General features: G+C 70.2%; 25 protein-coding genes and 4 pseudogenes. 12 read left to right on the forward strand and 17 right to left on the reverse strand.

Features of this window, described 5'->3' with window-relative positions; translation table 11 throughout:
- Positions 1–185 precede the first annotated feature (185 nt).
- From DNK56_RS17815 to DNK56_RS17825, 3 genes are read left to right on the forward strand one after another with little or no spacing between them, the layout of a single operon-like run.
- Positions 186–650: a DUF2199 domain-containing protein gene (locus tag DNK56_RS17815; protein WP_241989973.1), complete on the forward strand. Its 465-nt coding sequence runs from the start codon at positions 186–188 to the stop codon at positions 648–650.
- On the forward strand, positions 650–1,312 hold the full coding sequence (locus DNK56_RS17820; RefSeq protein WP_111335214.1) for a hypothetical protein: 663 nt from the start codon (positions 650–652) through the stop codon (positions 1,310–1,312). Before DNK56_RS17815 ends, DNK56_RS17820 begins: the two co-directional genes overlap by 1 nt.
- The gene (locus tag DNK56_RS17825) at positions 1,302–1,778 is read left to right on the forward strand and encodes a ricin-type beta-trefoil lectin domain protein (RefSeq protein WP_146610460.1); all 477 of its coding nucleotides are present in this window, start codon (positions 1,302–1,304) and stop codon (positions 1,776–1,778) included. Before DNK56_RS17820 ends, DNK56_RS17825 begins: the two co-directional genes overlap by 11 nt.
- An 81-nt stretch (positions 1,779–1,859) precedes the next feature.
- Here DNK56_RS17825 and DNK56_RS17830 read toward each other — a convergent pair whose 3' ends face one another.
- Entirely contained in the window at positions 1,860–2,690 is an 831-nt protein-coding gene (locus DNK56_RS17830) for a class I SAM-dependent methyltransferase (protein WP_199563732.1), read from the reverse strand.
- A gap of 72 nt (positions 2,691–2,762) precedes the next feature.
- Here DNK56_RS17830 and DNK56_RS17835 point away from each other — a divergent pair, with 72 nt between their 5' ends.
- Complete coding sequence (locus DNK56_RS17835; protein ID WP_111335216.1) at positions 2,763–3,350, forward strand: TetR/AcrR family transcriptional regulator; 588 nt, start codon at positions 2,763–2,765, stop codon at positions 3,348–3,350.
- A gap of 64 nt (positions 3,351–3,414) precedes the next feature.
- On the opposite strand, the gene DNK56_RS17840 is transcribed toward DNK56_RS17835, so the two are convergent.
- A complete protein-coding gene (locus DNK56_RS17840) occupies positions 3,415–3,990 on the reverse strand; it encodes a hypothetical protein (RefSeq protein WP_146610459.1) in 576 nt (191 codons plus the stop codon).
- A 742-nt stretch (positions 3,991–4,732) separates the two neighbouring features.
- Here DNK56_RS17840 and DNK56_RS17845 point away from each other — a divergent pair.
- Positions 4,733–5,323, forward strand: a complete 591-nt coding sequence (locus DNK56_RS17845; RefSeq protein ID WP_111335221.1) for a hypothetical protein — start codon at positions 4,733–4,735, stop codon at positions 5,321–5,323.
- A gap of 198 nt (positions 5,324–5,521) precedes the next feature.
- On the opposite strand, the pseudogene DNK56_RS17850 reads toward DNK56_RS17845, so the two are convergent.
- Together DNK56_RS17850 and DNK56_RS17855 are read right to left on the reverse strand one after the other, a co-directional pair.
- Positions 5,522–5,809: pseudogene (locus DNK56_RS17850) on the reverse strand (DUF302 domain-containing protein); the annotation flags it as partial.
- 156 nt (positions 5,810–5,965) lie between these two features.
- Positions 5,966–6,105 (reverse strand): annotated as a pseudogene (locus DNK56_RS17855) (DUF302 domain-containing protein); the annotation flags it as partial.
- Positions 6,106–6,443: 338 nt separating this feature from the next.
- On the opposite strand from DNK56_RS17855, the gene DNK56_RS17860 reads away from it, so the two are divergent.
- The 3 genes and pseudogenes from DNK56_RS17860 to DNK56_RS17870 all read left to right on the forward strand — a co-directional run bounded on the left by DNK56_RS17860 (position 6,444) and on the right by DNK56_RS17870 (position 10,276).
- Positions 6,444–7,433 (forward strand): phosphotransferase family protein, encoded by a 990-nt coding sequence (locus DNK56_RS17860; RefSeq protein WP_111335225.1) that lies wholly within the window; start codon positions 6,444–6,446, stop codon positions 7,431–7,433.
- Positions 7,434–7,685: 252 nt separating this feature from the next.
- Positions 7,686–8,327: pseudogene (locus DNK56_RS36770) on the forward strand (eCIS core domain-containing protein); the annotation flags it as partial.
- 1,319 nt (positions 8,328–9,646) lie between these two features.
- Positions 9,647–10,276 (forward strand): SMI1/KNR4 family protein, encoded by a 630-nt coding sequence (locus DNK56_RS17870; protein ID WP_111335230.1) that lies wholly within the window; start codon positions 9,647–9,649, stop codon positions 10,274–10,276.
- Positions 10,277–10,332: 56 nt separating this feature from the next.
- Here DNK56_RS17870 and DNK56_RS17875 read toward each other — a convergent pair whose 3' ends face one another.
- Genes DNK56_RS17875 through DNK56_RS17890 form a run of 4 tightly spaced genes read right to left on the reverse strand, consistent with a single transcriptional unit; the run spans position 10,333 to position 14,208 of the window.
- Positions 10,333–11,553 carry an FAD-dependent oxidoreductase gene (locus DNK56_RS17875; protein ID WP_111335983.1) on the reverse strand — a complete coding sequence of 407 codons (1,221 nt, stop codon included), beginning with the start codon at positions 11,551–11,553 and terminating at the stop codon, positions 10,333–10,335.
- A gap of 29 nt (positions 11,554–11,582) precedes the next feature.
- Positions 11,583–12,221 carry a maleylpyruvate isomerase N-terminal domain-containing protein gene (locus DNK56_RS17880; protein ID WP_111335232.1) on the reverse strand — a complete coding sequence of 213 codons (639 nt, stop codon included), beginning with the start codon at positions 12,219–12,221 and terminating at the stop codon, positions 11,583–11,585.
- Entirely contained in the window at positions 12,218–13,045 is an 828-nt protein-coding gene (locus DNK56_RS17885; protein ID WP_111335235.1) for a fumarylacetoacetate hydrolase family protein, read from the reverse strand. The genes DNK56_RS17880 and DNK56_RS17885 overlap by 4 nt, the downstream gene beginning before the upstream one ends.
- Before the next feature lie 2 nt (positions 13,046–13,047).
- Positions 13,048–14,208 carry a cupin domain-containing protein gene (locus DNK56_RS17890; RefSeq protein WP_199563731.1) on the reverse strand — a complete coding sequence of 387 codons (1,161 nt, stop codon included), beginning with the start codon at positions 14,206–14,208 and terminating at the stop codon, positions 13,048–13,050.
- Positions 14,209–14,275: 67 nt separating this feature from the next.
- On the opposite strand from DNK56_RS17890, the gene DNK56_RS17895 reads away from it, so the two are divergent.
- Complete coding sequence (locus tag DNK56_RS17895; protein WP_111335240.1) at positions 14,276–15,070, forward strand: IclR family transcriptional regulator; 795 nt, start codon at positions 14,276–14,278, stop codon at positions 15,068–15,070.
- A gap of 58 nt (positions 15,071–15,128) precedes the next feature.
- On the opposite strand, the gene dmpG is transcribed toward DNK56_RS17895, so the two are convergent.
- From dmpG to DNK56_RS17925, 6 genes are read right to left on the reverse strand one after another with little or no spacing between them, the layout of a single operon-like run.
- On the reverse strand, positions 15,129–16,166 hold the full coding sequence (gene dmpG / locus DNK56_RS17900) for a 4-hydroxy-2-oxovalerate aldolase (RefSeq protein WP_111335243.1): 1,038 nt from the start codon (positions 16,164–16,166) through the stop codon (positions 15,129–15,131).
- Positions 16,163–17,149: an acetaldehyde dehydrogenase (acetylating) gene (locus DNK56_RS17905; RefSeq protein WP_111335245.1), complete on the reverse strand. Its 987-nt coding sequence runs from the start codon at positions 17,147–17,149 to the stop codon at positions 16,163–16,165. Before DNK56_RS17905 ends, dmpG begins: the two co-directional genes overlap by 4 nt.
- Positions 17,146–17,994: a 2-keto-4-pentenoate hydratase gene (locus tag DNK56_RS17910; RefSeq protein ID WP_111335248.1), complete on the reverse strand. Its 849-nt coding sequence runs from the start codon at positions 17,992–17,994 to the stop codon at positions 17,146–17,148. Before DNK56_RS17910 ends, DNK56_RS17905 begins: the two co-directional genes overlap by 4 nt.
- Positions 17,987–18,844, reverse strand: a complete 858-nt coding sequence (locus tag DNK56_RS17915; protein ID WP_111335250.1) for an alpha/beta fold hydrolase — start codon at positions 18,842–18,844, stop codon at positions 17,987–17,989. Before DNK56_RS17915 ends, DNK56_RS17910 begins: the two co-directional genes overlap by 8 nt.
- The gene (locus DNK56_RS17920; RefSeq protein WP_111335252.1) at positions 18,844–19,794 is read right to left on the reverse strand and encodes a VOC family protein; all 951 of its coding nucleotides are present in this window, start codon (positions 19,792–19,794) and stop codon (positions 18,844–18,846) included. Before DNK56_RS17920 ends, DNK56_RS17915 begins: the two co-directional genes overlap by 1 nt.
- Positions 19,795–19,835: 41 nt before the next feature.
- Positions 19,836–21,383: a bifunctional 3-(3-hydroxy-phenyl)propionate/3-hydroxycinnamic acid hydroxylase gene (locus DNK56_RS17925; protein WP_111335986.1), complete on the reverse strand. Its 1,548-nt coding sequence runs from the start codon at positions 21,381–21,383 to the stop codon at positions 19,836–19,838.
- Positions 21,384–21,643: 260 nt separating this feature from the next.
- Between DNK56_RS17925 and DNK56_RS17930 the strand changes: the two genes are divergently transcribed.
- Positions 21,644–22,333 (forward strand): TetR/AcrR family transcriptional regulator, encoded by a 690-nt coding sequence (locus DNK56_RS17930; RefSeq protein ID WP_241989923.1) that lies wholly within the window; start codon positions 21,644–21,646, stop codon positions 22,331–22,333.
- Positions 22,334–22,338: 5 nt separating this feature from the next.
- Here DNK56_RS17930 and DNK56_RS36775 read toward each other — a convergent pair whose 3' ends face one another.
- Both DNK56_RS36775 and DNK56_RS17935 read right to left on the reverse strand, forming a co-directional pair.
- Positions 22,339–22,893, reverse strand: a complete 555-nt coding sequence (locus DNK56_RS36775; protein WP_446750462.1) for a DUF6191 domain-containing protein — start codon at positions 22,891–22,893, stop codon at positions 22,339–22,341.
- Positions 22,894–22,908: 15 nt separating this feature from the next.
- On the reverse strand, positions 22,909–23,403 hold the full coding sequence (locus tag DNK56_RS17935; RefSeq protein WP_111335256.1) for an NUDIX hydrolase: 495 nt from the start codon (positions 23,401–23,403) through the stop codon (positions 22,909–22,911).
- 752 nt (positions 23,404–24,155) lie between these two features.
- Here DNK56_RS17935 and DNK56_RS17940 point away from each other — a divergent pair.
- A complete protein-coding gene (locus DNK56_RS17940; protein ID WP_111335258.1) occupies positions 24,156–24,554 on the forward strand; it encodes a hypothetical protein in 399 nt (132 codons plus the stop codon).
- A 596-nt stretch (positions 24,555–25,150) separates the two neighbouring features.
- Here the strand turns inward: DNK56_RS17940 and DNK56_RS17945 are convergent.
- A pseudogene (locus DNK56_RS17945) lies at positions 25,151–25,663 on the reverse strand (IS5 family transposase); the annotation flags it as partial.
- 86 nt (positions 25,664–25,749) lie between these two features.
- Between DNK56_RS17945 and DNK56_RS17955 the strand changes: the two are divergent.
- Entirely contained in the window at positions 25,750–26,517 is a 768-nt protein-coding gene (locus DNK56_RS17955) for a transposase (RefSeq protein ID WP_111334259.1), read from the forward strand.
- The last annotated feature ends 275 nt before the right edge of the window (positions 26,518–26,792 follow it).

The raw sequence follows: 26,792 nt of genomic DNA on the forward strand, positions 1-26,792 counted from the left end.
GGGGCTCGGAGTGGGGCTTGGACTGGGTTGACAGCGGGCCGTACGCACCGCTCCGGAGCAAGGACCATCGCCTGTCCTTCGGGGGATTCGGCTACATCGGCAGGCCGTCGCTAGGCTCCAGGCCCATGACCAGTGATTTGGGGTTCACCTGCGGGTGCTGCGGGACCCACCACTCCGAGCTGCCGATGAACTACACGGCCGAGGCCCCCGCTGTGTGGGAGCCGGCCTTCGCCGACGCCGAGGACTGCTTGCTGTCTGCGGACCAGTGTGTGGTTCGCGGGCAGCACTACTTCGTCAAGGGCCTGATCGAGATACCGGTCATCGGCGTCGACGAGGTGTTCTCCTGGGGCGTCTGGGTCTCGCTCAGCCGCGAGAACTTCTCCCGGGCCTTGGACCTGTGGGACAAGCCCGGCCGCGAGGCCGAGACCCCGTACTTCGGCTGGCTCACCACCGATCTCCCGGTGTACCCGGCGACGACGCTCAACCTGAAGACGCACGTCCATACCCGCCCGGTGGGCGAGCGCCCCTTCGTCGAGCTGGAGCCCACGGACCACCCCCTCGCCGTCGAACAGCGCACGGGAACCAGCCCGGAGCGCGTACGGGAGATCGCATCGGCCGTGCTCCACGCCGGAGACGGTGAGCCGCAGTAGTGGCTGACCGGCCCGTATCAACCGTCCCGATCGCGCCGGCCGGCCTGAGCCGCAGGGCCCAGTGGTTTGTCGAAACGCAGGGTATCCGCGTTCACCGGCAGGACGTACGGCGACACCGCGACGTGTGGATCGAGCACGGGGTGCCCGCTTCGGAGATCGAACGCGCCACTGCTTTCCAGGACCGCTGGGGCGGCCTCGCCCTCCCGTCGGCCCCGTTCTACGAGGGCGGTCCGCGTGTCCTGAGCGCCGGCTGCCCCAAGGAGGTGGCTGCGGAAGGCTGGTCGTTCCGAGCAGGGGACTGCCGGGTGTCCATGGCGTACGGCTTCGCGATCGGCCCCGACGGTGCGTTCGGTATCGACGCCTCTCGTTGGACGCCCCTGCATGCCAGTACGGACGGATGGGTCGAATCCCTGGCGCTCGCGGCTCATGCCCGCCGCTGGGCCACAACCGTCACAAGGGTCACGCGCGAGGCCGTCGATGCGCTGGACCTCGGCGCATTCGAGCCGGTGCCCGAAGTACGGGGTGTGACCGACTCCTGGTGGCGGGGCGAGGACTCCCTCATCGCCGTGTACCGGGGTGAGGCCGTGGGCCTCGACGCCCCGCAATGCCTCGAAGCGCACATCTACGCGGGCCTCGACGAGTGGGGGCTCCATGGCGGCTGACCTGAAGAAGACTGCTGTCTGGGCCGGCGCCGCTGTGCTGGGCGTGTCCGTGCTCACGGGGGCCGGTTCCGCCGGCGCCGCCCAGCCGGACACGAAGGCGGCCGGTGCCTACTGCCTCGCGAACAGTTGGGGCACACCCCAGGTGTCCGTGAAACCGTGCGATGCCGGTGACCAGGGCCAGCACTGGGTGGTCTCGGGCAACCAGATCGCCCTGGCCAACGCCCGCGCCTACTGCCTCGCCAACACGTGGGGAACGGCGGACGTCTCCACCAAGCCCTGCGACCCCCGCGACCAGGGCCAGTACTGGGACGTGGCGGGTCAACAGATTTCTCTCAACTTCGCCTCCGCCTACTGCCTGGCCAACGCCTGGGGTACGCCGACCGTCGCCACCAAGCCGTGCGACAGCGCCGACCCGGGGCAGCACTGGGTCGTCTTCAACGACCAGATCAGCCTCGCCCTCGCCTGACAGGCTACGGCCCCGCCTTCTTGGGGCGTCGCCGAGCGCAGCGGTCTACCGGCGCCCGGCGACGCCCGACGTTTGCGGCGGTCAGGCCGTGGTGGAGCGGGTCGAGGTGATCACCACGGATGTGTACGGCATCGTGACGTGGCCGCCGAGCCTGTCGATCGCGGCCCCGGCGCTCTTCAGGACCTCGGCCATCTTGTCCGGGGGGAGTTGCGTGAGGCCGCCGAAGGTGGGGAGCTGGTCGAGCCACTCCTCCCGGGAGTAGGTGCGCTCCCAGGCGAAGTGCCATTGTTCGGGCTCGCTGAAGTTGCCGGTCCGGCGGATTCCGTCGGCGATCTTCGCGAACAGCGGCTGGTAGGCGTCCACGGCCGCACCCTTCAGCAGGCCGGGGTTGAACGGGGAACCGGGGGCGACTCGCTGAAGTGCTTCGGCAAGCGCGTCGATCATCTCGGCCGGGAGCTGGGGGACGTGGTGGAAGGGGGCGAGCCGGCCGCCGGGCCGGAGCACCTGGGCCGCCTTGGCCGCACCGGCGACGGGGTCGACCCAGTGCCAGGCGGTGCCGGCGATGACCACGTCGAACTTCCGCCCCGCCGGCTGCCAGTCCTCGAACCTGGCGACCTCGACCTCGATACGGCTCTGCCGCGCGAAGGCGGCCATCCGTTCGTCGGGCTCGACGCCGAGCACCGAGCACCCGGCCGCCCGGAATTGGCGGGCCTCGATGCCGGTCCCCGCTCCGACGTCGAGGACGCGCCGACCGGGGCTTGCCGCGACGATCCTGTCCACCAGGGCCTGCGGATACGACGGTCGGGCGCGGTCGTAGCGTTCGGCGTCCACGCCGAAGGACTCGGCCGTCCGCCGGTGGAGGTGAGGCTCGGGAACGGACTCGTCCGGCTGCTCCTGCGATAGAGTGGGCATGTGCCCACCCTAGTGGGCGAGTGCCCACTTGTTAAGGCGGGCGGCGCGGAAGGGAAGACGATGCCGTCAGGGGTGCACATTCACAACGTGCGCGGCCAGTTGTTCGAAGCCGCTGAGCGCGTGCTGCTTCGGGATGGGCCCGACGCGTTGACCAGCCGTGCGGTCACGGATGAGGCGAACTGCGCCAAGGGCGTGCTGCACCGGCACTTCACCGACTTCGACGCGTTCCTGGCAGAACTCGTCCGCGACCGCGTCCGCGGCATCGAGGAACGGACCACGACCCTGCGCGCGTGCGCCGGCTCCGGGAACGTGGTGGACAACCTCGCCGACGCGCTTCAGGACCTGTTCGGGCCGGTCACGGTGGCCATCGTCGCGCTCATCACCTTCCGTGACGGCCTCCGCGCCCGGCTGCGCGAGGACGGGCTGACCGGCATTCCACTGGCTGTGCAGGGCGCCGCCATGATCGCCGCCTATCTCACGGCCGAGCGGGAGTTGGGGCGCGTGGCCGGTGACGCGGACATCGACACCCTCGCCCCCACCCTCGTCGGGGCCGGGTATCTGCTGTTCGCCGACCGGACGAGTGCCCCGCCGCAGACCGCAGCCGTCCGCAAGATGGTGGCCACCGTGATCGCGGGCGTGCTGCGGCCCCCTCAGCCGTAGGCCGGGCCCGTCACCGCGCCCGCCAGGTCGGCGTACGGCGGTGGACCTGGCGCCCCGGGGGGAGTCAGGAGGCGAGTGCGGGGGAGCGGGAGGTGTCCGCGGCCGCGTCGGGGTTCGGGATGCACTGGTCGGGAGTCGTGCTGTGCTCGGGGTAGTGGCAGGCCTCCAGAAGCAGGTCGCCGCGGACCCCGCCCACGTACGAAATCTCGGTGGGCCGCTCCGGGACCGGGTCCTTCGTGGGCTTCTCCAGCAGATCGGCACGGAAGCCGTGGGCGCGGGAGGAGACCCGATAGATCCAGCCCCCGTCGTCGGCCTTGGCGACCAGCGCCCGGGCGGTGGCCGGGTCGGGGAAGGCGGGCACTCCGGCGCCGGCGGCCTTCTGCTCCCAGCCCGTGGGCAACGCCGCCTCCACGACATGGGCCTTGAACAGGCCGATCCACGGCCAGGCCGCGCCCCCCTCGCGCTGCCGCAAACCGTGCCGGAAGGCGTCAGCGCCCTGGAACGGGTTCAAGGCGGCACTGCCCACCGCCCAGGTCCCGACGTCCCCGGAGAACCAGGGCAGGCTTCCGGCGTCCTGGGTGGGCCACAGGCGCTCCCAGTCGATCGGCATCACGGCGACGTCCCGCGGTGTGGCTCGCACGGGGAGCCCGGCAAGCGTTCGATCCGGCGACCTCGGCACGGGCCATCCGGCGCAGTCCGAGCCGGCGGCTCGTACCGTCAGTCCGCCGCCTCGGGCTGCCACCCGGAGGCCCAGTCGTCGAGCGGGGCCAGAGCTTCTCGAAGGGTCCTGCCCTTACCAGGACATCGACTGGTACGCCGGCGCCGCGGGTGAGCACCTCGGCACGTCGCAGACAGACGGACGGGGAATCGCCACCATCGAGGGAGGCAGCATCAGCGATATCGGCACCTCCATCACCGGTGAGATCGGCGGGTACTCCGCCAAGTACCTCGGCAACGAAGAGTTCCTTCCCTCGGAGGGGCACGGCCGGGTCGTCCCGGTCTTCGGTATCAGCTGAACAACCCCGGCGCGGCGGATGCCGGCCGGGAAGCCAGGCATCCGCCGCAGGCCCTTCGCGCGGACCACGGCGGCGTCAACGACGTACGCCCGCAGGGCCGGTGCCCCCACCTGCCTGCCCGAGACCCGCCGACGTACTGACCACGGCCCCGCTCGGGCGCCGGAAGCCAATCACGTCCGGCGACACACCAGCCCAGCCCGCATGACCCACTGAACGGCTGCCACGACCTGGTCACCTGGGACCGCCCGGCAATCGCCCGCAGCACCAGCGCGGCCACCGCTCCCGGCCGGCTGGGCGCACCCCGCCCCACGGCCGCCGCACCGACGCGGCGGCGCGGTCCCTTCCTCCCGAACACGAAAGACACGCATGAACAAGCACACATCCTTCGGCGTCCTGCTGGGCGCCGTCATCCTGGCCATGGCGACCGCCTCCACCCCCGCGGCAGCAGCCGGGAGCCTCATCAAGAACGGCACCTTCTCCGACCCCAGCGCCCCGGCCGGGGGCTACGTGGAGTACGAGGACGGCGAGAACCTCGGCGCCTGGCAGGTCGGCGCCTCCACCCCGCACGGCGGAGTGACGCTCTACAGCCGCGCCCTCACCCAGTACACCTACCAGGCCGTCGACATCGGCCCCGGAACCCTCTCCCAGGACTTCGAAGCGGATGAGGGCTCCGTCGTCAGCGTCACCTGGAAGCACGCCCGCAACACCGACCCCGCATGCGCCAGGGACATGGGAGACCAGTCCTACAGCGCCCAGGTGATTCCCCCGCCCACCTCCGACCCCATCGGCGACTCCTACACCCCCATCGGCCCCCGCTTCGCCGCCGTCAACAAGAGCCTCCAGTTCATCGCCGGCGAAGACCACTTCACTCTGGAGTTCGCCGGACGCGCACCGGATGGATGCGGTCCGCTGATCACCGACGTCACCGCCAAGGTCGTCGGCTACGTCCACCCCTGACGCCGCACCCCGCAACACACGGCAGATGCAGTGCCGGAAGCCCCAGACCAGCAGCGCCTGGGGCTTCACAGCGTGTGCGTCGGGCCCTCAGCGCGTGGACAACCGGAGCGGCTTTCCCTTGCTCAACGACCACTGCCTGGTCCCGAACCGGGCGCAGCGCTCGGACGGCTCCTGGTACGGCGTACGCATGTCGAACCGTCAAGCAGAGCCGTCCTGGCGGTTTCGCCCGGCGGCCTCTACGGCGGCGAGGGTGGCGTCGAGCCGGCCGGCGGCCTCCTCGGCTACGGGCGCGACGGCGTCGAGGCCGGTGAGGGTGAGCATGGCCTCGGGGTCGAAGGCCTGGACGACCACCTCGTCGCCATCGGCTCGCACGACGACGTTGCAGGGCAGCAGCAGCCCGATGGACCGGTCTACCTCCAGAGCCCGGTGAGCCAGGGGAGGGTTGCAGGCGCCGAGGATCAGATAGGGCTCCATGTCGTGATCTAAGGGCTGTCCCGTAATCCCCGGCGGGCGCACGACGACAGCTACGGCACCTCGCTGCGTTGTCGGAACGTCCGAATACGTCCAGTATGCGAACGCCCCTCCGCCTTGCGATGCACCGCATCTGACGCCGCGCGCTGATCCACCGGGGATTACGGGACAGCCCTTAGCTTCGCCTTGAGGGTCGCCTTCACGTCGATCTCGGTCAGGACGCCGAAACCCTGGTCGGCCAAGGCGCTGCGGACGTTCTGCTGCACCTGATCGAAAGGTCCCTCGACGGTCACTGTGCGGTCGTACGGCATCAGGGCGCCTCCTCCGTCTTCTGCCACGCGTGCCTCCGAGCCCGAGGGCCCCCGGCGCCGTGACAGTCACGACTTCCAGTACTTACCCCCGGAGGGTAAGGCTCGGCACAGCTTGAGCTTGGCATTGACAGCGGCGCGAAACGTCACGGTCGAGGTGTCGATCCGCGCCCGGCAGCCGCACAACGCCACCCGCCCCAACCGCTTCCCCGGACAGCCCCCGCCGCCTTCGAACCAGGCAGCCGTTCCACGAACAACGCGCCTTCGACCTTGCCCGATCCGCGAGTTGGCCACGGGAGGTGACCAGGGCATCTGCCGAACAATTGAGTAGCCTCGCCCCCATGGCTGCGGGCGAGGGAACCGAGCACACCGGTAGCAATCTTGATGACCAGGTCTGGGGCGCGACGCGTGCCTGGGTCGAGAAGGGGCTCTCCGAGGCAGAACGCATCGAGGATGTCACGCGGTTACGTGGCGGCTGGACGTCGGAAATGCGCCGGCTGGACATCGGGGGGCCGGGCGGTCGGCGGTCGCTGGTCCTGCGGTCTTTCGTCAAGCCCTTCTACGTTCGCCACGCGGAGGGCCTGCTGATCCGCGAGGCAGCGGTTCTGCGCCGGCTCGGCAGCACGGACGTCCCTGCGGCCACCCTGGTGGCCGTGGACCCGACGGCACAGTACTGCGACCGTCCGTCCCTGCTGATGTCGATGCTGCCGGGGACCGTGCGCCTGGGCGAAGAGGGCGCCGAGCAGCGTGCCGAACTGCTCGCCCACCAGTTGCTACGCATCCACAGGCTGCCCGTGACCGCACAGGAACGGCCTCGCGCCTATCAGGCGTGGACCTCTCCCGAGCGGGTGCGCCCGCCCGCGGACACCGAGCGGCCCGAGCTGTGGCAACGGGCCGTGGATGTGATCCGCCGGGAGCCGCCGGACTACCGGGCCTGTTTCCTGCACCGGGACTTCCATCCCGGCAATGTCCTCTTCACCGGCGACGGCGACGGCGACGGGCTGCGGATCAGCGGCGTCGTCGACTGGGTGGAGACCTCGTGGGGACCGGCCGACCTGGACGTGGCCCATTGCTCGACAGCCCTCGCCCTCCTTCACGGGGTTTCCGCCGGCATGCGGTTCTCCGACCTCTACGTCGCGGCGGGAGGAACGCTGGCCGAGGACCACGCTTCTCATCTCTACTGGCGTCTGCTGGACGCCTTGGCCTTCGCTCCGGACGCGGAGAAGGTCGCCGTACCGTGGCGCGAGGTGGGCCGCACCGATCTGACCCCCGCCCTGCTGACCAGGCGTCTGGAGGGGTACCTCCAGGCACTTTTCGCCCGCTACGCCTGAAGCCCGATCGGCTGCCCGCAGCCAGGAACACGGGACAGCCGTACACCCAGTCGTTCGGGCCGTCCAGCGACCGACACAATCAGGCAAGGATCAGTGCCTCAGCGGTGCCCTCACGGACCTGGCGGCGAGAAGCCGAAGGCGGGTCTCGTGGGTTGTGTCAGCCCCCTGAAAGGTACTCCGTTGGCACAGCACAAGCAGCACCCGGACCGGACCACCGAGTCCCGAGCCTCCCAAGCCCGTAAACCCGAGCTCATGGACGCGACCCGGCTCCTCGCGCTCCAGAGCACCTCGGGCAACGCCGCCGTCGTGCAAATGCTGCGGCTCTCCGGCTACCCCTATGCCCAGTCGCCCTCCGTCCAGCGCACGGGCCAGGCTCAGGAGCAGCATGCCCACGGGGCTGATTGCGGCCATCAGCACAGCGTCCCCGGTGGGCCCGCGGTCCAGCGTTCAGCCGTCCACGCCGTACTGCGCAGCGGCGGCAGCCCCCTGGGCTCCGCAATACGCAGCGAGATGGAGGCCCGGCTCGGCGCCGACTTCTCCGACGTCCGTATCCACACCGACAGCGCCGCGCGGGCATCCGCGGCCGAAGTCGGCGCCCGCGCCTACACCAGCGGCAGCCACGTCGTCATCGGCGAAGGCGGGGCGGACAAACACACCCTCGCCCACGAACTCACCCATGTCATCCAGCAGCGCTCCGGACCGGTCGCCGGCACGACCAACGGCGCGGGGCTGAAAGTGAGCGACCCGAACGACCGATTCGAGCGGGAGGCGGAAGCGAACGCGCACCGGGTCCTGGCGGGGCCGGTGCCGACGGCGCAAGGACGCGAAGACGGCTCGGCGTCACCGCGGCAGGCGGCGCAGGCGCCGGTCCAGCGGGCGACCGGGCCGACGCCCGCCGGTGCGCCGACCGTCCAGCGCGCGGTCACCCACGATCACCCGATCGTGAACTCGGACCACCGGGCGCAGTCGGTGGAGGTGCACAACATCGCGGGGAAGCCCCTGGGCCCGAGCGCGAACCAGCCGACGGTCGACACATTCGGCTGGCAGGAGCTGCGACAGGCCGGGCACACGCTGGGGAACCGCATCCCCGGGGTGCAGAACTCGCACTACAACGCCGTGCGCATGCACTTGTGGAACGGGCGGCTCGGCGGGCCCGGGGACAAGACGTACAACCTCGCCCCCGGGCCGGCGGTCGTCAACAGTTCCATGTCGGCCGGCCCGGAGATGAGCGCGAAGAACGCGGTCGAGCAGGGCGAGACGATCTGGCTGCACACCTGGGTGCAGTACCGGAACAGTTCGAACGTCGCGAACGACTTCGCCTCCGTCATCCCCAGCGACATGTGGATGGAATGGGGCCTCATGCAGAACTCGACGACCCCCGGGCCGCGGAAAGAGCAGTGGCACGAACGGATCGACCAGCCCGCCGGTGCGCTCACCCCCGCGCAACAGCAGGTACTGCAGAATGTGGCGACCCCGGCGGCCCTGGACGCACTGCTCAAACCCGTTGGCCAGCCGCATGCCAGCAAGCAGGAACAGGCTCAGGCCTACGAGCTTGTCCCGGCAGCCCTGAAGCCGCACATGCTGATCAACTATCCCAGCATCTACCAGAGCTTCGACACGGCGGCCCGGGCGAGTGTGCTCTGCCAACTCGCGCCGGTCGACGTTCTCCAATTGGCGAACCACCATGGATACTTGACCGCTCCGCGCGACTTCGCGGAGATGATCATGTCTCCGCTCTACTCCGTCCCGACGCAACCGCACCTGCAGGCAATCATGCGCCTGGTTCCCCGACAGGACTGGGACACCGTCGTCCTGGCGGCCGGTTCGGACTGCCTGGCCCATCTCGGTGACATCGGCCTGGAACTCGCCCGCACCAACATGCAGATTTTCAAGCTCTGTGATCCTCTGCAAAGGATCGAGGCCATGGACGGCATGGATGCCGCCGGATTCCAGGGCTTGTTCGCCGACCAGAACCGGAGCCGATACATCGATGAATGGGCCATGCAGCGGGGCGGCCCGACTGCCGGCGAGCGCGAGGTATTCGTCCGCGCGAGGCGCGACGCGAACCAGCTGACTCCGGCCATGTACACCAGCTACTGCAAATTCATCAGCCCCGGACTGCGGGAAGAGGAGCGAGCACGGGGCGTGGCCGCCGGCACCATTCGCACCAGCGGCCGCCGATAGGCAACACTGAACGAAGGAGGTGGTTTCCGATGGCCGGAGCAGGATACCGGGAGCGGTTCCACACCATGCTCGACGGATTGCGGGAACACCCGCGCATCGAGGTCAGATACACGAGCCTCGCCGACCCGGCCACCGAGGCGGACCTCCAAGCGGCGGCCACCGCCTGCGGCGGCTCGCTCCCGCCGGACCTGGCACGGTTCTACGCGGAGATGGACGGCTGCTACCTGGAATGGGCGCACACCCTGAATCCGGACGGGCCACGCGGGGACCGCGACACGGGGACCATCAGCATCCAGCCCATCGGCGAAGTGTTCCTGCAGGGCCCCGCGCGCGGCTTCCTCGACGCCGACCCCCGGTTCCGGCACGTCCTCCCCTTCGACATCTTCGTGCCCGAGTCCTGCGGCGCCCTCATGAGGGAGCCGGACGGGTCCGTACCCGACGAGACGTATCTGCACATCTTCGGCGAAGGGAGCCTCCGCACCGGATACGGCTTCGCGGCATACCTCGACCGTGCCTTCGCCGCACGCGGCTGCTGGTCATGGGTCAGCTCGCTGTGCGCCGAGAACCAGGACGACGACGAGGTGGCCGCCTTCCGCCACACCCTGGAAACCCTGTTCCCCGACGTCGACCTGTCGATGTTCCGGCCCGGCCCAGCCTGAGATCGGCGCCTGAGATCGGCTCTCTCCGTACGGTGCGGGGCCCGGCCGGCGACTTCCTACTCCGCCGGGGGCAGCGGGAGGGGTGTGAACATCTCCGGTTCCTGGTCCGGGGTCAGGGCGGTCGGGCCGTAGAGCCAGTCGGTGAAGGAGTAGTCGTAGGTGTCGCGGGCGCGCAGCAGGACGTTGCGCCGCTCGCGGTCGGCACCGTCGAGATGCCACAGCTCGCCCCACGCCCGGGACGTGGTCAGCACCCGGCGGCAGTGTTCGGGGCGTACGGCCTCGTACGCGGCCAGCGCGGCGTTCCAGTCGACCGTGCCGTCGGCTGCCCGGTTGCGGGCCACGTGCTCGCCCAGCACCCAGCCGTCCTCGATGGCCATGATCGCGCCCTGGGCGATGTACTGGAGCGGCGGGTGCGCGGAGTCGCCGAGCAGGGCGATCCGGCCGTGGACCCACTTCATCAGCGGGTCGCGGTCGAACATCCGCCACCACTTGTCACGCCACATGAACGGCAGCCCGTCCCGGACGAAGTCGCACGTCTCGGCGAAGGCGGCGTCCAGTTCGTCGGGCGTGCCCCAGTCGTCCTGCCCGGCCAGCGCCTTGGGCGACTCGAAGACGGCGACCTGGTTGAGCAGTTCGCCGCCGCGCAGCCCGTAGTGGACGAAGTGGCAGCGTGGGCCGACGTACACGACGACCTCGCCCAGGTCGGCGGCCCGCACGCGCGGCTGCTCGGCCGGGACGGTGCCGCGGTAGGCCACGTACGCGGAGGAGACGGGCCGGTCGTCGACGAACAGCTTGCGGGCGACGGAGTGCAGGCCATCGGCGGCGATCACCGTGCCGGCCTCGTGGGTCGCGCCGGAGGCGAGGGTCACGCGGGCGCCGTCCGGAGTGTTCTCGTACGAGGTGACGTGGGCGTCGTTGATCAGCTCGACCCCGGCGCGTTCGCAGGCGCGCAGGAGCAGGCCGTGCAGATCGCTGCGGTGGATGACGAGGTAGGGGTAGCCGTAGCGCTTCTCCAGGTGGCGCAGGTCGAGGCGGGTCAGCTCGTCGCCGTCGACGGCGTCGCGCATGACCATCGCGTCCGGGACGACGCCGAGGGTCACGGCCTCGTCCAGGAGGTCGTAGTCGTCGAGGATGCGGGTGCAGTTGGGGGCGAGCTGGATACCGGCGCCGACCTCGCCGAAGGCGGGGGCGCTCTCCAGCAGGCGGACGGCGAGGCCCTGGCGGGACAGCGAGAACGCCGCGCTCAGGCCGCCGAGGCCGCCGCCGACGACGAGCACATCGGGTTGGGACATGGGGTGTACCTCTCTCAGAGCCAGGGGCCGAGTTCGGGGGCGCCGGTGAGCGCGTGGGGGCGGCCGGTGAGCCAGGCGGCGACCTCGGGAAGAGGGCCCGCGGGCAGTTCGGGCAGTTCGCGCCGGGCGCGGACCTCGTCCACGAGCGCGGCCAGGAAACCCTTCGGCAGGTCGGCGAAGGTGACGACACCGGTACCGAGGTCGACGGCGTGGACGCACACCTCACGGGCGCGCATCCAGGGCAGCTCGGTGGCGGGGACGGTGCGACCCTGCGCGGTGACGACCGCGCGCCGCCACTGCTCCTCGGTGAGCCCGTCCAGGCCCGCCGCCAGCCTCTGCGCGGAGGCCGTCAGCCAGGAGCGCAGTTCGTCGCCCGTCATGCCGGCGCCCTTCGCGATGCCGGCGGCGCGCTCTTCGGCGGAGGCGTACATGGGGGTCTCCTCGCCGGTCGCCGCCCAGTGGACCAGGTTGCCCAGGGCATCGGCGTTGGCGGCGGTGTGCGCCACGATGTGCTTGCGCGTCCAGTCCGGCAGCAGGCCGGGGGCGGCGAAGGCGGCCTCGTCGAGGCCGGCGACGGCGTCGAGCATCAACTCCGTGCCGGTACGGGCCCAGGCGCGCGCTTCCGCGAGGGTCCGGGCAGTGGTGGCGCTCATCCGCCGACCACCTTGTTGGCGCAGGCGCCCAGCCCCGCGATCTCGGTGACCACGGACTGGCCGGGCAGCAGGAAGACCTTCGGGTCGCGGGCGTTGCCGACCCCGGCCGGGGTGCCGGTGGCGATGATGTCGCCGGGCCGCAGGGTGATGACGGTGGAGATGTAGCGCACCAGGAACACCGGGTCGAACAGCAGCGTGCCGGTGTCGTCCTGCTGCATGACCTCGCCGCCGACGACCGTCTTCACCGCGAGGGCGGGGCGGACACCGCCGACCTCGTCCGGGGTGACGACGTAGGGGCCGACCGGGGTGGACGCCTCCCAGATCTTGCCCTGGGTCCACTCGATGGTGCGGAACTGCCAGTCGCGGGCCGAGACGTCGTTCATGACGGTGAAGCCGGCGATGGCGTCGGCGGCCTGCCGCTCGTCGGCGCGGCGGACCTGCTTCCCGATCACGACGGCCAACTCGACCTCCCAGTCGAGCGCGTCGGTCTCGGGCGGCTTGACGATGTCGTCGTACGCGCCGATCAGGGTGTCCGCGAACTTCGGGAACAGGGTCGGGTACTCGGGCAGGTCCCGGCCCATCTCCTTGATGTGGTTGGTGTAGTTGTGGCCGACGCAGACGACCTTGGAGGGGTTCGGGACGACCGGCGCGAAGTCGGCGCCGTCCACCGGGTAGCTGGTGCCGGACGCGGCGGCGGCCTTCTCCCGCCAGCCGTCCTCGGCGAACAACCCGCCCAGGTCGGTGTGGCCGAGGTCGACGAGGGTGTCGCCGTCGAGGCGGACGGCCCTGGTGCCGTCGGCGGTGCGGAGGGTGGCGAGCTTCATGGTCAGGCGTCCTTCCGGGTGCGGTGGAGCTTGAGCGCCTCGAAGACGGGCGCGTCGGAGAAACGGAACAGATCGAGGGCGCCGGAGTCGGAGTCGGTGTCGCCCGCCTCGGACTTCGCGGAGAACGGCTCCCAGGACGGCACGACGAAGAGGTCGCCGCGGGTGACGCTCCAGGACCGCGACCCCACGGTCACCGTGCCGGAGCCGTCGAAGACCTGGTAGACGGACGAGCCGGTCTCGCGCACCGGCGCGGTCTCGGCGCCGCGTGCGACCCGGTGGAACTCGGCGCGGATGGTCGGCAGGACGTCCGAGCCGTCGTGCGGGTTGGTGTAGCGCACCGCGGCGTGGCCGGGCTCCACGGTGCCGCCGAAGCCCTCCCTCTCCAGCAGCAGCTGGTCGCGCAGGGCCGCGTCGGTGTACTGCCACTTGTAGGACAGCAGCGGGCTGCCCGGCGTGACGGGCGCGGCCGACACCGGACGCAGCCCGGGGTGGCCCCACAGCCGCTCGGAGCGGGACCGGTCGGGCGTGATCCGCTCGGCGTCACCGATCTCCTCGCGGCCGAACTCGAAGAACTGCGCCTCGGTGATGTACTGGAACGGGATGTCCAGGCCGTCGATCCAGGCCATCGGCTCGGCGGTGGCGTTGTGGTGGGCGTGCCAGTTCCAGCCGGCCTGCGGCAGGAAGTCACCGCGGTTCATCGGCACCGGGTCGCCGCCGACGACCGTCCAGACCCCGGAGCCCTCCACGACGAAGCGGAAGGCGTGCTGGGTGTGGCGGTGCTCGGGGGCGTCCTCGCCGGGCATGAGGTACTGGATCGCCGCCCACAGCGTCGGCGTGGCGAAGGGACGCCCGTCGAGGGAGGGGTTGGCCAGGGCGATGGCCCGGCGCTCACCGCCGCGACCCACCGGGACCAGGTCACCGGCCTGCGCGGCGAGCTCCCGCAGTTTGGTCCAGCGCCAGCGGTGCGGGACGGCGCGTGAGCGCGGGTGGGCCGGCATCAGGTCACCGATCTCGGTCCACAGCGGGACGAGCAGTTCCTGCTCGAAGCCGCGGTACAGCTCCTGGAGCGCCGGGGTGACCTCGGGCTGTCCCTCGGTGTCGACGACGTGGAGCCGCACCGGGGAGCCCTCGGCGATGTCTGGGGGAGAAGAGGACTCAGTCACAGCCTCAGCCTGCGCCATGTCTGCTGAGAGAACATGTAGATTCTGCCCTACAGAATCTGGAGGAGCCGTGGACAAGCCGCTGAAGACGCCCCCGCCCTATCCGATCGCCAGCGTGGACCACGCCCTGCGCGCCGCGACCATCCTGCAACTGGAAGGCGGCGCGACCGTGGCACAGCTCGCCGAACGCCTCCAGGTCGCCCGGTCGACGGCCCACCGCATCCTGGCCATGCTCGTCTACCGGGACTTCGCCGTGCAGGGCGAGGACCGCGTCTACCGCGCGGGACCGGTACTGGAACTGGCCAGCCACTCGCAGTCGCTGGTGTCCCGATTGCGCACGGTGGGCCTCCCGCATCTGCGCCGCCTCGTCGATCTGCTCGACGAGACGGCCCACCTGATCGTGCGCACCGGCGAGACCGTGCGGTTCATCGCCGGCGTCGAGTGCCGCCAGGCCCTCCGGGTCGGGTCACGGGAGGGAATGGTCTTCCCCGCGCACCGCACCACGGCCGGCCTCCTGCTGCTCGCCGAACTGACCGACGAGGAATTGACGGCGGTTTACGGCTCCGAGGGTGAACGCGACCACCCGGCGGACCGCCCGGACCCGGAACAACTGCGCAAGGATCTGGAACGCCTGCGCCGCAACGGCTTCGCCGTCAACCGGGAACGCTCCGAACGCGGGCTCGTCGCCGTCGGCGTCCCGGTGCACGGCCCGGACGGCACCGCGCTGGCCGGCCTCTCCGTCTCGATGCCGAGCGTGCGCTACGACCCGCAGCACCTGCGCTCCCTGGTCACCACCCTGGAGGCCGCGGCGCACGCCGTCGAGAGAGAGCTCGCCGATCCGCCCCCGGGCCCCGCGCACGCCTGACCCGCAGAACGGGCGCCGGGGTTCGAGGGGGCGTACGAGAGTGCCGCGTCGAGCACCCTCAGATCCCGGCCGCCCCCGCCTCCGGCGCTCCGTCCCCCGCCAGCGTCAGCGCCACATCGACGAGCATGTCCTCCTGACCCCCGACCAGGCCCCGGCGCCCGCACTCCATCAGGAGGGCGCGGACATCGACGCCGTAGCGCTCCGAGGCGATCTCCGCGTGGCGCAGGAAGGAGGAGTAGACGCCCGCGTAGCCCAGCGTCAGGGTTTCCCGGTCGACGCGGACCGGCCGGTCCTGGAGCGGGCGCACCAGGTCGTCGGCGGCGTCCTGCAACCGGAACAGGTCGCATCCGTGCCGCAGGTCCGACAGGTTCGCCACCGCGATGAACGCCTCCAGGGGGCAGTTGCCCGCGCCCGCGCCGTGGCCGGCGAGCGAGGCGTCGACGCGGCGCACCCCGTTCTCCACGGCGACGATGCTGTTCGCCACCGACAGGGAGAGGTTCTCGTGGGCGTGGATACCGATCTCGGTGGCGTCGTCCAGGACGTCGCGGTAGGCCCGCACCCGCTCGGCCACGTCCTTCATCGTGAGCCGGCCACCGGAGTCGGTGACGTAGACGCAGTGCGCGCCGTACGACTCCATCAGCTTGGCCTGCGCGGCGAGTTCGGCCGGTTCCGCGCGGTGCGAGAGCATCAGGAAACCGGAGACGTCCATGCCCATCTCACGGGCCGCCGCGATGTGCTGCGCCGAGATGTCGGCCTCGGTGCAGTGGGTCGCCACCCGCACCGAGCGCACGCCGAGCGAGTACGCGGTCCGCAGGTCGTGGATCGTGCCGACCCCGGGCAGCAGCAGCGTGGTGAGGCGGGCCCGCTCCAGGACCGAGGCCGCGGCCTCGATCCACTCCCAGTCGGTGTGCGAACCGGGACCGTAGTTGAGGGAACCGCCCGCCAGACCGTCGCCGTGGGCGACCTCGATGGCGTCGACGCCGGCCGCGTCCAGAGCGGCGACGATGCGGCGTACGTCCGCGGGGGCGATGCGGTGCCGGACGGCGTGCATGCCGTCCCGCAGGGTTACGTCCTGGACGAAGATGCTGGTACTCATGGCGTCGTCACCTCACCGGTGCGTGCCGCTCGCGCGGCGATCCGCTCGGCCACCCGGAGGGCCGCCGAGGTCATGATGTCGAGGTTGCCCGCGTACGCCGGCAGGTAGTGGGCGGCGCCCTCGACCTCCAGGAACACGGACACCTGATGGGTGGGCCGGCCGGCCGTGCCGTCGGCCAGCAGCGTCCCGACCGGCTGGCCCGCCGGCACCGGGGTGATCTGGACCCGCTGCTTGAGCCGATAGCCGGGGACGTACGCGGCCACCTCGGCGGCCATCGCGGTGACGCTCTCCTCGATCTTCGCGAGCAGACCCGGATCGGGCGCCTCCACGAGGCACAGCACGGTGTCCCGCATGATCAGCGGCGGCTCCGCCGGGTTGAGGACGATGATCGCCTTGCCCCGGTCCGCGCCGCCGACCTCGACGAGCGCCCGCGAGGTCGTCTCCGTGAACTCGTCGATGTTGGCACGGGTACCGGGCCCCGCCGACCTGGACGCGATCGAGGCGACGATCTCGGCGTACCGCACCGGGACCACGCGGGAGATCGCCGCGACCACCGGAATGGTCGCCTGGCCGCCGCAGGTCACCATGTTCACGTTCAGGGCGTCCGGATACGCGTCCAGGTTGACCGCCGGGACGACGTACGGGCCGAGCGCCGCCGGCGTCAGATCGATCAGGTGCTTGCCGAGCGGCGTCAGCTTCGCCGCGTTGGCCCGGTGGGCGCCCGCCGACGTGGCGTCGAAGACGATGCCGATCTCGTCGAAGCCGGGCAGCGCGATCAGCCCGTCCACGCCCTCGTGCGTGACCGGCACACCCATGCGCCGGGCGCGCGCCAGCCCGTCGGAGTCCGGGTCGATGCCGACGAGCGCACCCATCTCCAGGTGCTCCGACGTGCGCAGCACCTTGATCATCAGGTCCGTGCCGATGTTGCCCGAGCCGATGATCGCGACCTTGGCGCGGGAGGCCCCGCTCGTGTGCGTCGTCATGCCGTTCCTTCCCTGGACGCCGTTCCCTCTGCGAGGGCGGCGGTGACCGTGCCGAGTCCCCGGATCACCGCGGTGACCCGCGCGCCCGGCGTGAGCGGGTGCATGGGGCCGAGCGCGCCGGACAGCACCACATGGCCGGCCCGCAGCGGATCTCCCAGGTCGCGCGCGGTGCGGGCGAGCCACGACACGGCCGCGAGCGGGTCGCCGAGGCAGTCGGCCCCGGTGCCCTCGGACACCGTCCGGCCGTCGACGGACATCGTCATCACGGCCGTACGGGGCTCGAACGCGTCCGGCGCGACACGTTCGCGGCCGAGGACGAAGGCGCCGGCGGACGCGTTGTCGGCGACCGTGTCGGACAGGGTGATGTCCCAGCCCGTGATCCGGCTGCCGCAGATCTCCAGCGCGGGCACCGCGTACGCCACGGCTGCGCGCACCCGTTCGGGCGTCAGGTCGCCGTCGGCGAGGTCGGCGCCGAGGACGAACGCGATCTCCGCCTCGACGCGCGGCTGGAGCACCGCGGCCGCGGGCAGGACCGCCCCGTCCTCGTAGGCCATGTCGTCGAGGAGCAGACCGAAGTCCGGCTGATCGACGCCGAGTTGCCGCTGCACAGCCGTGGACGTGAGCCCGATCTTGTGGCCGACGACACGGGCGCCGGCCGCGCGGCGGGCCGCGACGATCCGCTGCTGCACGGCGTACGCGACCGCGGTGTCGGCCGTGCCGATCAGGTCCCGCACCGGCGCGCACGGCACCCCGCTCGCGGCGGCCAGGGTCAGCCGCCGGGCCGCGGCCACGACGCCCGGATGCGGCGGCGCGGCCGCGTCCCGGATCTGCTGGATGTCATTCATCGCCGGGGTTCCCCCGCACGAAGTCGATGACGAGCCGGTTGAACTCCTCGGCGTGCTCGATCATCGCCCAGTGCCCGCAGCGGTTGAGCAGCACGAGCCGCGAGTCGGGAATGTTCGCCAGCAGGAAGAGGGAGCTCTCGAAGGACACCACCCGGTCGTCGCGGCCGTGTATGAGCAGCGTCGGCACCGTGATTCCGGACAGCAGGGCCGGGTCCACCCAGCGCGGCAGGGGCGCGCCGTGCGGCAGCCCCGCCACGTAGTTGGACAGGTGCTCGGGCCGGGCGAGCGCGGCCTGCGAACGGGCCTCGCACAGTTCGGGGGTGGCGAAGCGGGCCGTGTCGTAGCACATGATCTCGACGAGCCGGCGCATGTTCTCGGGGCTCGCGTCCTGATACGCCTCGATGAGGATCTTCAGGCCCTCGGAGGGACCGCCGCCCGCGCCGAACAGGCTCGGCATACGGCCGACCGGCGGGCCCATGGTCACCAGATGGCTGATCCGGTCGGGGTGTTCGGTGGCGAGGCGAAGCGAGGTCTGGCCGCCCATGGAGTTGCCGACGAACGCGGCCCGGGAGATGCCCAGCGCGTCCAGGAACTGGATCGCGGCCTCCACATGGTCCAGCCGGTCCACCGTCGCCGGGTCCGACTCGCCCCAGCCCGGCATGTCGACGGCGTAGACGTGGAAGTGCTCGGCCAGCGCCTCGATGTTGCCGCTGAAGTTGCTCCAGCCGGTCGCGCCCGGCCCGCTGCCGTGCAGGAGGACCAGCGGGTGGCCGGAGCCTGCCTCGTAGTAGCGCAGCGTCCAGTCAGGGGTCCTGACGCTGCGAGCGATGTCTTCCTTGACGAGTGCCATCAGCCCTGTTCTCCTTCGTGTACGTCGGTGCCCGGCGCGGGCGGGGCCGCGGCCAGGAGGTCCGCCACCACACCCGGCGGGCGGTGGCCCCAGCTGTGCAGCCGGTCGAGGGTGCGCACCTGCCAGGTCGCGTCGTCGATGATGAGCCCGCCCCAGCCGTACTCGACGGAGAACCCGGACGGCGTGAAGACGTAGAAGCTGAACATCTCGTCGTTGGGGTGCATCCCCAGCGTCATCTCGAACGGCTGCTTGGCGTCCATGCAGCGGTCGTAGGCCAGGCCCACGTCCCGGATGTCGGTGACCTCGACCATGAAGTGGTGGGTGCGCTTGGGGGAGGGCATGTCACCGAACGCGACCGAGTGGTGACGGCCGTTGCAGTGCAGGAAGATCAGGTCCGCGACGACGCCGGGGGACACTTCCTCCACGATGATGTCGCTGATCCGGAAGCCGAGCAGGTCGCGGTAGAACGCCAGATACTCCTCGCGGCTCACCCCGTGGGCCAGCAGCACCTGGTGTCCGGCGCCGCCCGCGCCCGTGACGAACTCTCCGAGCAGCGAGGCGGAGACGAAGGGCGTTGCGGCGTCGGCGAGGCCCGTGACCAGCTCCAGACGGTTGCCCATCGGGTCGGTGGTGGTGAAGACCCGCTCGACCCGGCGGGCGGCGGCCAGCGCGGCACCGCCCTCCTCGACCCGGAGCCCGGCCGCGCGCAGGCGGGCGACGAGCGCGTCGAGTCCGGCGTCGTCCTCGACCTCGTAGCCGCTGACGACCAGGTCGTCGGCCGGGCCCCGGGTGACGATCCAGCGGTGCGCCTTCTCGTCCAGACGCAGGGTGAAGTGGTCCGTGCCGCGTTCACCGAGCTGCATGCCGAGCAGGTCGACACCGAAGTGTTCCCACTCCGCGAGGTCACTGACCTCGTAGACCACGTACGCGAGTTCCTTGACTCCGCTCATGGGGAGCTCTCCTTCGAAAAGTCGGGGGTGTGGTGGCGGGCTCAGGCCGGGACGGCGAGCCCGCTGACGTCGGCGGCGGCGACGAAGCGGTCCGGGCGCACGGCCACCGCGCGGGCGCCGTACCGGCGCAGCCAGGGCCCGAGCACGCCCTCCAGGTCGACCAGCTCGTCGGGGCCCTCGGTGTACGCGCTCCGCGGGCGCACCGCCCGGTAGCGAGCGCCGAGCGCGTCCCACTGCCGGCGCTCCTCCTCGCTCAGCAGCGTCGAGGGGTCGACGTCGTCGCCCAACAGCACGAACCCGTCGCCCAGCACCTCGTCCAGGCGCGCCATCCGGCCCGCCGTGTCGCCGACGACCGGCTGGGGCACCATCCGGCCGACGACGCTCGTGTCGCCGAGCGGGCCGCGCAGCCAGCCGGCCTCCAGGACCGGCGGTGCGGTCAGCGGCGGCTCGAACGGCGTGCACAGGTCCTGCGGCGGCGGCGCGGACAGCGCGGCGCGCTCGTCGTCGGAGATCTCCTGCTTGATCACCCGGCCGAGCTGCACCGCGAGCGAGGTGTAGAACGCGGCGTTCGGGCGGCGCTCCGCCTCGTAGGTGTCGAGCCAGGACTCGGGCAGCCGTCCGGCGAGCACGCGGCCCAGCTTCCAGCCCAGGTTGTGCGCGTCGCGCATCCCGGTCTGCATCCCGGCACCCGCCCACGGCGGCATCAGGTGCGCGGCGTCACCGGCGAGGAAGACGCGCCCCGAGCGCCAGGTCTCGGCCATGCGCACGTGGTGGCGGTAGAAGGCGTGCTGATGGATCTCGACGTCGTCCTCACTCACCCCCAGCGCCTTCAGCAGCGGCCACACCTCGGCGGCGGTCGGGAAGTCGGCCTCGGTCTCGTGAGGCTTGAGCGGGATCTCCCAGCGGTGGTTGCCGGCCGACAGGGCGATGTCGACGACCGGGCGTTCCTTGTCCGTCCAGAAGGTGAGGAAGTCGCGGTCGGGCCACCAGCGCTTGACCCGGCAGTCGATGACCACCCAGGTCGTCTCGCCGGTGTCGCCGAGCAGCGGGATGCCGAGCCGCTGCCGGGTCGCGCTGCTGCCGCCGTCGGCGGCGACGGCGTACCGGGTGCGGTAGCGGGTGACCTCGCCGGTCGCGGTGTCCGTGGTGGTGAGCGTGACGCCGGAGTCGTCCTGCTCGATCTCCGTCACCTCGGCGCCGTAGCGTACCGAGATCAGCTCGCTCCGGTCCTGCGCGCAGGCGCGCAGCTCGCTCTCCATGGTCGGCTGGTAGATGTTGTAGAAGCGCGGGCCGGACCCCAGCGTCGACGGCGGGTGCTCGATGCGCATCACCTCGTCGCCGTCATAGGTCACCCAGCGCAGCGCACGCTGCGGGTCGATGACCTTCTCGACGCGCGCGCCGATGCCGAGGCCCTGGAAGATCCGCATGGTCCAGTCGTTGACCGTGACGGCCCGGGCCCGCGGATAGATGTCCCTGTCGCGCTCAAGAGCGAGGACGCTCGCGCCCTGCTGCGCGAGGGTCAGAGCACCGACGACCCCTGTGGGGCCGTAGCCGATGACAGCGACGTCCGCGTCGAAGTTCTGGGGCATGGCGGCCTCCTTGCCGTCCAAGTTTTGGACCGGTCGTTCAGTCCAATAGTGGGGACTGTCACACGCCCCAAACAGCCCGGTCAAGGGCATACGGGACGGATTCCGCACAGCAGAATCAACGTGCGGAACGAACCCGGACGCCTAGGCTTCAGGGTTCGGCCGGCCGCCGAGCCCTGCGGAACCACGGCACGCGAGCGCCCGGCATACCCGGACAAAGACTCCGGACTGCCCCGGTCACGCCCCTGGGTATGCTTCGGTGCGTGGAACCCAGGAGCGACAAGAGCGGCAATCGCAGGGGACGGCGCTCACGGGACGAGATCCTGGAGGCCGCCTCCCACCTGATGGCCGAGCGCGGGTTCGCGGCGACGACGCTCTCGGAACTGAGCCGCGTCTCAGGGGTGCCCAAGAGCGCCGTCTACCACCACTTCCGCTCCAAGGCGGGGCTGCTGTCCGCGGTGATGGAGCGCGGCGCGCACGCGTTCTTCGAGCACATGGCGAAGGCCCAGGAACGCCCACCGCGCGAGCGCGGCGTCCGCGAGCGGCTCGGCTGGTACCTCCAGCGCACCGGCGAGGTCTTCCTCGCCCACCCCGACTTCCTGCGGCTGCACCTGATCCTGGTCATGAACGCCGAGGTCATGGACGCGGCGGAGGCCGGCGAGGTCGAGGCGATCATCGCGCGGGTGCGGCGTGACGGCCGCGCCCACATGAACCGCATGATCGCCGACTCCTTCGCCGCCTACGGCCCCGAAACCGCCCAGGCCGTCGCCGACCGCCTCGACTACTTCGCCATCGCCGGATTCGACGGCGCGTTCGTCGCCTGGCAGGCCGACCCGTCCCGCTCCCTGACCGATGCGATGGACCAGCTCACGGACGCGGTGGCGGCCCTCGGCGAATCCCTCGCACGCACAACGCCGGACACGGCAAACCTGGACAGCGCGCCCACCCGGTGACCTAACTACGCGTCGGGCCTGCTCGCGCGTCCCTGCCCGAGGCGGATGAACGCCTTGCCGGAGTCGAAGTCGACAGAGTTGGGCGGCGCACCGGAGTCGGCGTCGTCTCGGCAGGTGAGTTGGCGTTCCCGCTCTTGTCGGACATGACGCTGCGATGGATGGAAGAGCTCGCCCCATGTCTCCACAGCCGACGCTCCACCACCGCCATGTTTGCGCCGACGCCGGCCGACCCACATGAAGAGGACAAGCCACAGGGCGATGGCGACACCGCCGATCGTCAACAGCAAAGGACGTCGCCTCCCAGCGTCGGCGTCTGTCTTCCCGACAGTCTGCCGACCACCGGGAAGCGTTGTCGATGACCCGGCCAACGATGCGAGCCGATGCCCGGTACGAAGACTCGTCCGATACCCGGAGGCGGCCGCGTCGCTGTGAGTGCGAATCCCTGCCAGCGCCGGCCATAGTGCGGGAGCTCGCGACCACAGTGACGGCGAAGTCTCTAGAAGGCAGGCCGCCTCACGTTGCCGCCTTGCCCCTGCGGAAGCGAGCCCAGCTCTCTCCATGCAGGAAGTGCCTGTTCACAGGCCGAGCCGGATCGGCCGGGACGGAGTACCGGCGGTGATCAGCGTCGTCAGGGAAGACGCGAGGTCGCGCGGGGAGAACAGGTCCGAACCGGCATAGGACGCGATTTCGTGAGGGCGCCACCACTTCAGACCGCTGATGCACTCTGCGGCGAGCTGGTCGTCGGACAGGGTTCCGCGCGGCTTGAATGCGGCAGTGCGTACGAGGAAATAGTCGTTGATGACGCCGTCGTATCCCTCGACATGTCCGGGTGCCACAACTTCCTGGTGCCAAACGTGCGGCGGATCGGCTGGGACGGCAAGCCCGACCTCCTCCTGCAGTTCGCGGCTCAGCGCGGCAAGCGGCGTTTCACCCGGCTCGATCCCTCCGCCGGGAGTGGCCCACACCACGGTTCCCGTCGGCTCTGGAATCGCGAACCGGCAGAGAAGGACTCGCCCGTCCTTGTCGAGGATGATTGCGCGGACTGAATGACGCAGTTTCACAGACGGCATCCGGACACGCTAGCGGGCGTGCAACCAGGCGCGATGTGATTGAACAGGCCCCAGCCCAGTAGCTCACCGATACCGACCAAGGAAGCTGAGCCAGAGCCCTAGCACCGCAGGGGGCTGCTCACCGCGTGCGTGTCAGCGGTCTGGGGATGTCGACTGTCTGTTCGCCGCGTACCCGCCAGCTGTGCGCACGATTGCTTCACATTTTCCACGTCACCAACGCGGCGCTCGGTGGCATGGTTGATCGACTGGCGAGCGCCGTGCCAGTACGTCTGCTTTTGGGGGGAATTTCTCATGCGTATCCGCACTGCTGTCGCTTCCACCGCCGTTGCTCTGCTCGTTCTGTTGGGTTCAACTGCGTGCTCAGCCTCTTCGGGCGACACGCCTGCATCCCCCAGTTCGGAGTCCACGAAGGACGGGGCCAAGCAGGAGCAGGTGTCCCAGAACGAGCCCGCAGTCGATCCTTCGAACTGTGCGGTTCCTTCCGAGGAGATGCCAGAGGAATGCGAGGTCCACCCGTCCTTCGCGGCGACCGAAGAGGGGGTCCCGGCCGAGGGGATGCCCACACCGGCGCCCAGCAACTAGGACACGACGGGCGGGCCGATTCATCGGTCCCCGCCCCTGCATCGGCTACACCCCCACCTACGCTTCCGCCAGCTGCTTTCAGCCCTACGGCGATGTCTCTACGCGGCGGACCTGCTGGCCTCGACACGGGAGAGTGATACCAGCCTGTGGCATGGCCGGACTGGCTTCCGGTGGACGGTCAGCAGCAAGAGCGGAAACGCACGGAGCGGCTCAGCGACTTCGCCCCATCCCTGCGACGGCCTGGCCACCTCGAAGCTCTCGACGGCAAGCACAGGGGGGAGGAGGACGAGTGGGAGTTGTACTGGATACGGTTGCCGCTGATCGCCGCCCGCACGGGGGTCGACGAGGCGGTTGAACGGACCTGCGCCCACCCCGAAAGTGTTACGTGGTATGCGGCGGGGCACATCGCCGGGCTTCCTGCCGATGCCGGTCGCACAGAGGAAGCCGTCACCGTCCTTCAACGGCATGCCGACCGGAACAGTCATGACTTGGCTGGTTACCTCATCGGCCTCGGCCAGATCGACGAGGCCCTGACCGTTCTTCAGCAGCCCCGACCCCAACCGCCGTGATAGAGACGCCCCACCTGGGGTTGCAGGATCCCCCCATACTGAGGCCCTGCCCACCCGAGGCACGCCGGGGTAGCCACCCGTCGCCCGGCAAGATCGAGGATCGCGCGCGAGACCGCAGTTCTGACCAGGCCGGCATCTGTTGGCTCCCGCCATAGGAGGCAGCACATAGCGGAGCCCCATCTCAAATGGATCTCGCTGGGCTTGGTCCATCCACATCACCTGCCCCGGCAGGCCGAACCTTCGCATCCGTCACCCGCAGCACGACGGGCGTTCGCCGCCCGGGCAGAACCACCGAAGGACCCAGTCCCAGTTCTGTGCAAGGACAACGAGCCCCTGGACGCGCGGTGGCATTGGTAGCAGACTTCCAGCGCGACGGTCAGCAGCCGCTGAGACGTCAGAACGCCCGGTGTTACGGCCTGTCCGCTCAAAACATAGTAATGCCGCAGTCTGGGAACCCAGCGGCGGCATCTGTGCCCGCGATCAGGCGGGGGCGTCGGACTGTGACGACGTGGATTGCGGGTGGTCTGAGGCGTTTGGCGGCGGGCATCGGTTCCACGTGGATCGAGATGAACCCGGCTTAGGCCGTTTCTGTCGGATCATCGTGCTGACCAGATGAAGATGGCCACGACGTGGAGTTCGGCCAGGTAGACGGTGGCGGTCTTCTCGTAGCGGGTGTTGATTCCTCGCCACTGTTTGAGGCGGTTGATGCACCGCTCGACGGTGTTGCGCTGCTTGTATGCCTCACGGTCGAAGGCGGGTGGCCGGCCGCCGCAGCTGCCGCGACGGAGCCGGTGCCCCCGCTGGTCCGCTGGGACCGGGATGACTGTCCGGATTCCCCGTCGTCGCAGGTGCTCGTGGATGGCTCTGGAGGAGTACGCCATATCAGCAAGAACCACATCCGGCCTGGTGCAGGGACGTCCAATGCTACGGGGAATTCGGATCCGTGCCATCACGTCGATGAAGGCGGGCGCGTTATCGGCCTGCCCCGCTGTGACCAAGAAAGCCAGAGGCCGACAGTTGCCATCGGATGCAAGGTGGATCTTTGTTGCCCTTCCAAGAACCGAACTCCGCGGGTAGATCCATCCACGGAGATCCCGTGCGGTACTTCCAAGGGATGGCATTGGATGACCCGCCGTTGGTCACGCCACCTAAGGGTTGTCCCGTAACTGCTGGTCACGGGTGAGATGATCTTGCGGTGGCTGGTGTGATCACGGCGTCGGAGCCGTCCTGGATAGCCCCGTTCACCGGGCTGAGCCCTCGCCTGTTCGGCAAGCTGGTGACCGTACTGCGGCGCGAGGGTGCGGATGCGGTCCGCAGGGGCCGGCCGTGGAGCCTCCCGCTGGAGGACCGGGCTCTGCTGGTCGCGGCGTACTGGCGCACAAACTTGACGATGCGCCAGCTCGCCCCGCTCTTCGGGGTGTCCAAGTCGGCAGCGGACCGCATCATCGACCACCTCGGGCCGATGCTCGCGCTCCAGCCCCGCAAGCGGTTCGCCAAGGACACCGTCCTCATCGTGGACGGCACCCTGGTCCCCACCCGGGACCACACGGTGGCGGAGCAGTCCAAGAATTACCGGTACTCGACCAACCATCAGGTCGTCATCGACGCCGACACCCGCCTGGTCGTCGTGGTGGGCCGGCCGCTTGCCGGAAACCGCAACGACTGCAAGGCATGGGAGGAATCCGGCGCCAAAGCCGCCGTCGGCAGAACACTCACGATCGCCGACGGCGGCTATCCCGGCACCGGGCTCGTCATGCCCCACCGCCGACGCAAGGGCGAAGACCTTCCGGACTGGAAGGAAGCACACAACAAGTCCCACAAGCAGGTCCGCGCCCGCGTCGAGCACGTCTTCGCGCGCATGAAGACCTGGAAGATCCTCCGCGACTGCCGCCTCAAAGGCGACGGAGTCCACCACGCCATGCTCGGCATTGCCCGGATGCACAACCTCGCCCTCGCCGGATAGACGCACGGCCCGCACAACGGCCAACCACGCCCAAGGCGGCTCAGAGATCATTTACGGGACAGCCCTTACCACCTCTACGAGGAGTCCGGGCCGACAGCAAAGGCTCGATCCAGGCCCACTGGGCGTCAGTCAACACACCCGTACAACGCGGGCAGCCTTCGCCGCAACGCCTCAGAACCCGGCCACGGACTTGTCGAGCACGCCGCCCACGGCACCGTAGATGCTGCAGCGAACGGAGTGTCCGGCTCTGCGGCGGAGCCCGAACCCCACGAAGA

The sequence above is a fragment of the Streptomyces sp. AC1-42W genome, assembly GCF_003248355.1.
Classification (GTDB): domain Bacteria; phylum Actinomycetota; class Actinomycetes; order Streptomycetales; family Streptomycetaceae; genus Streptomyces.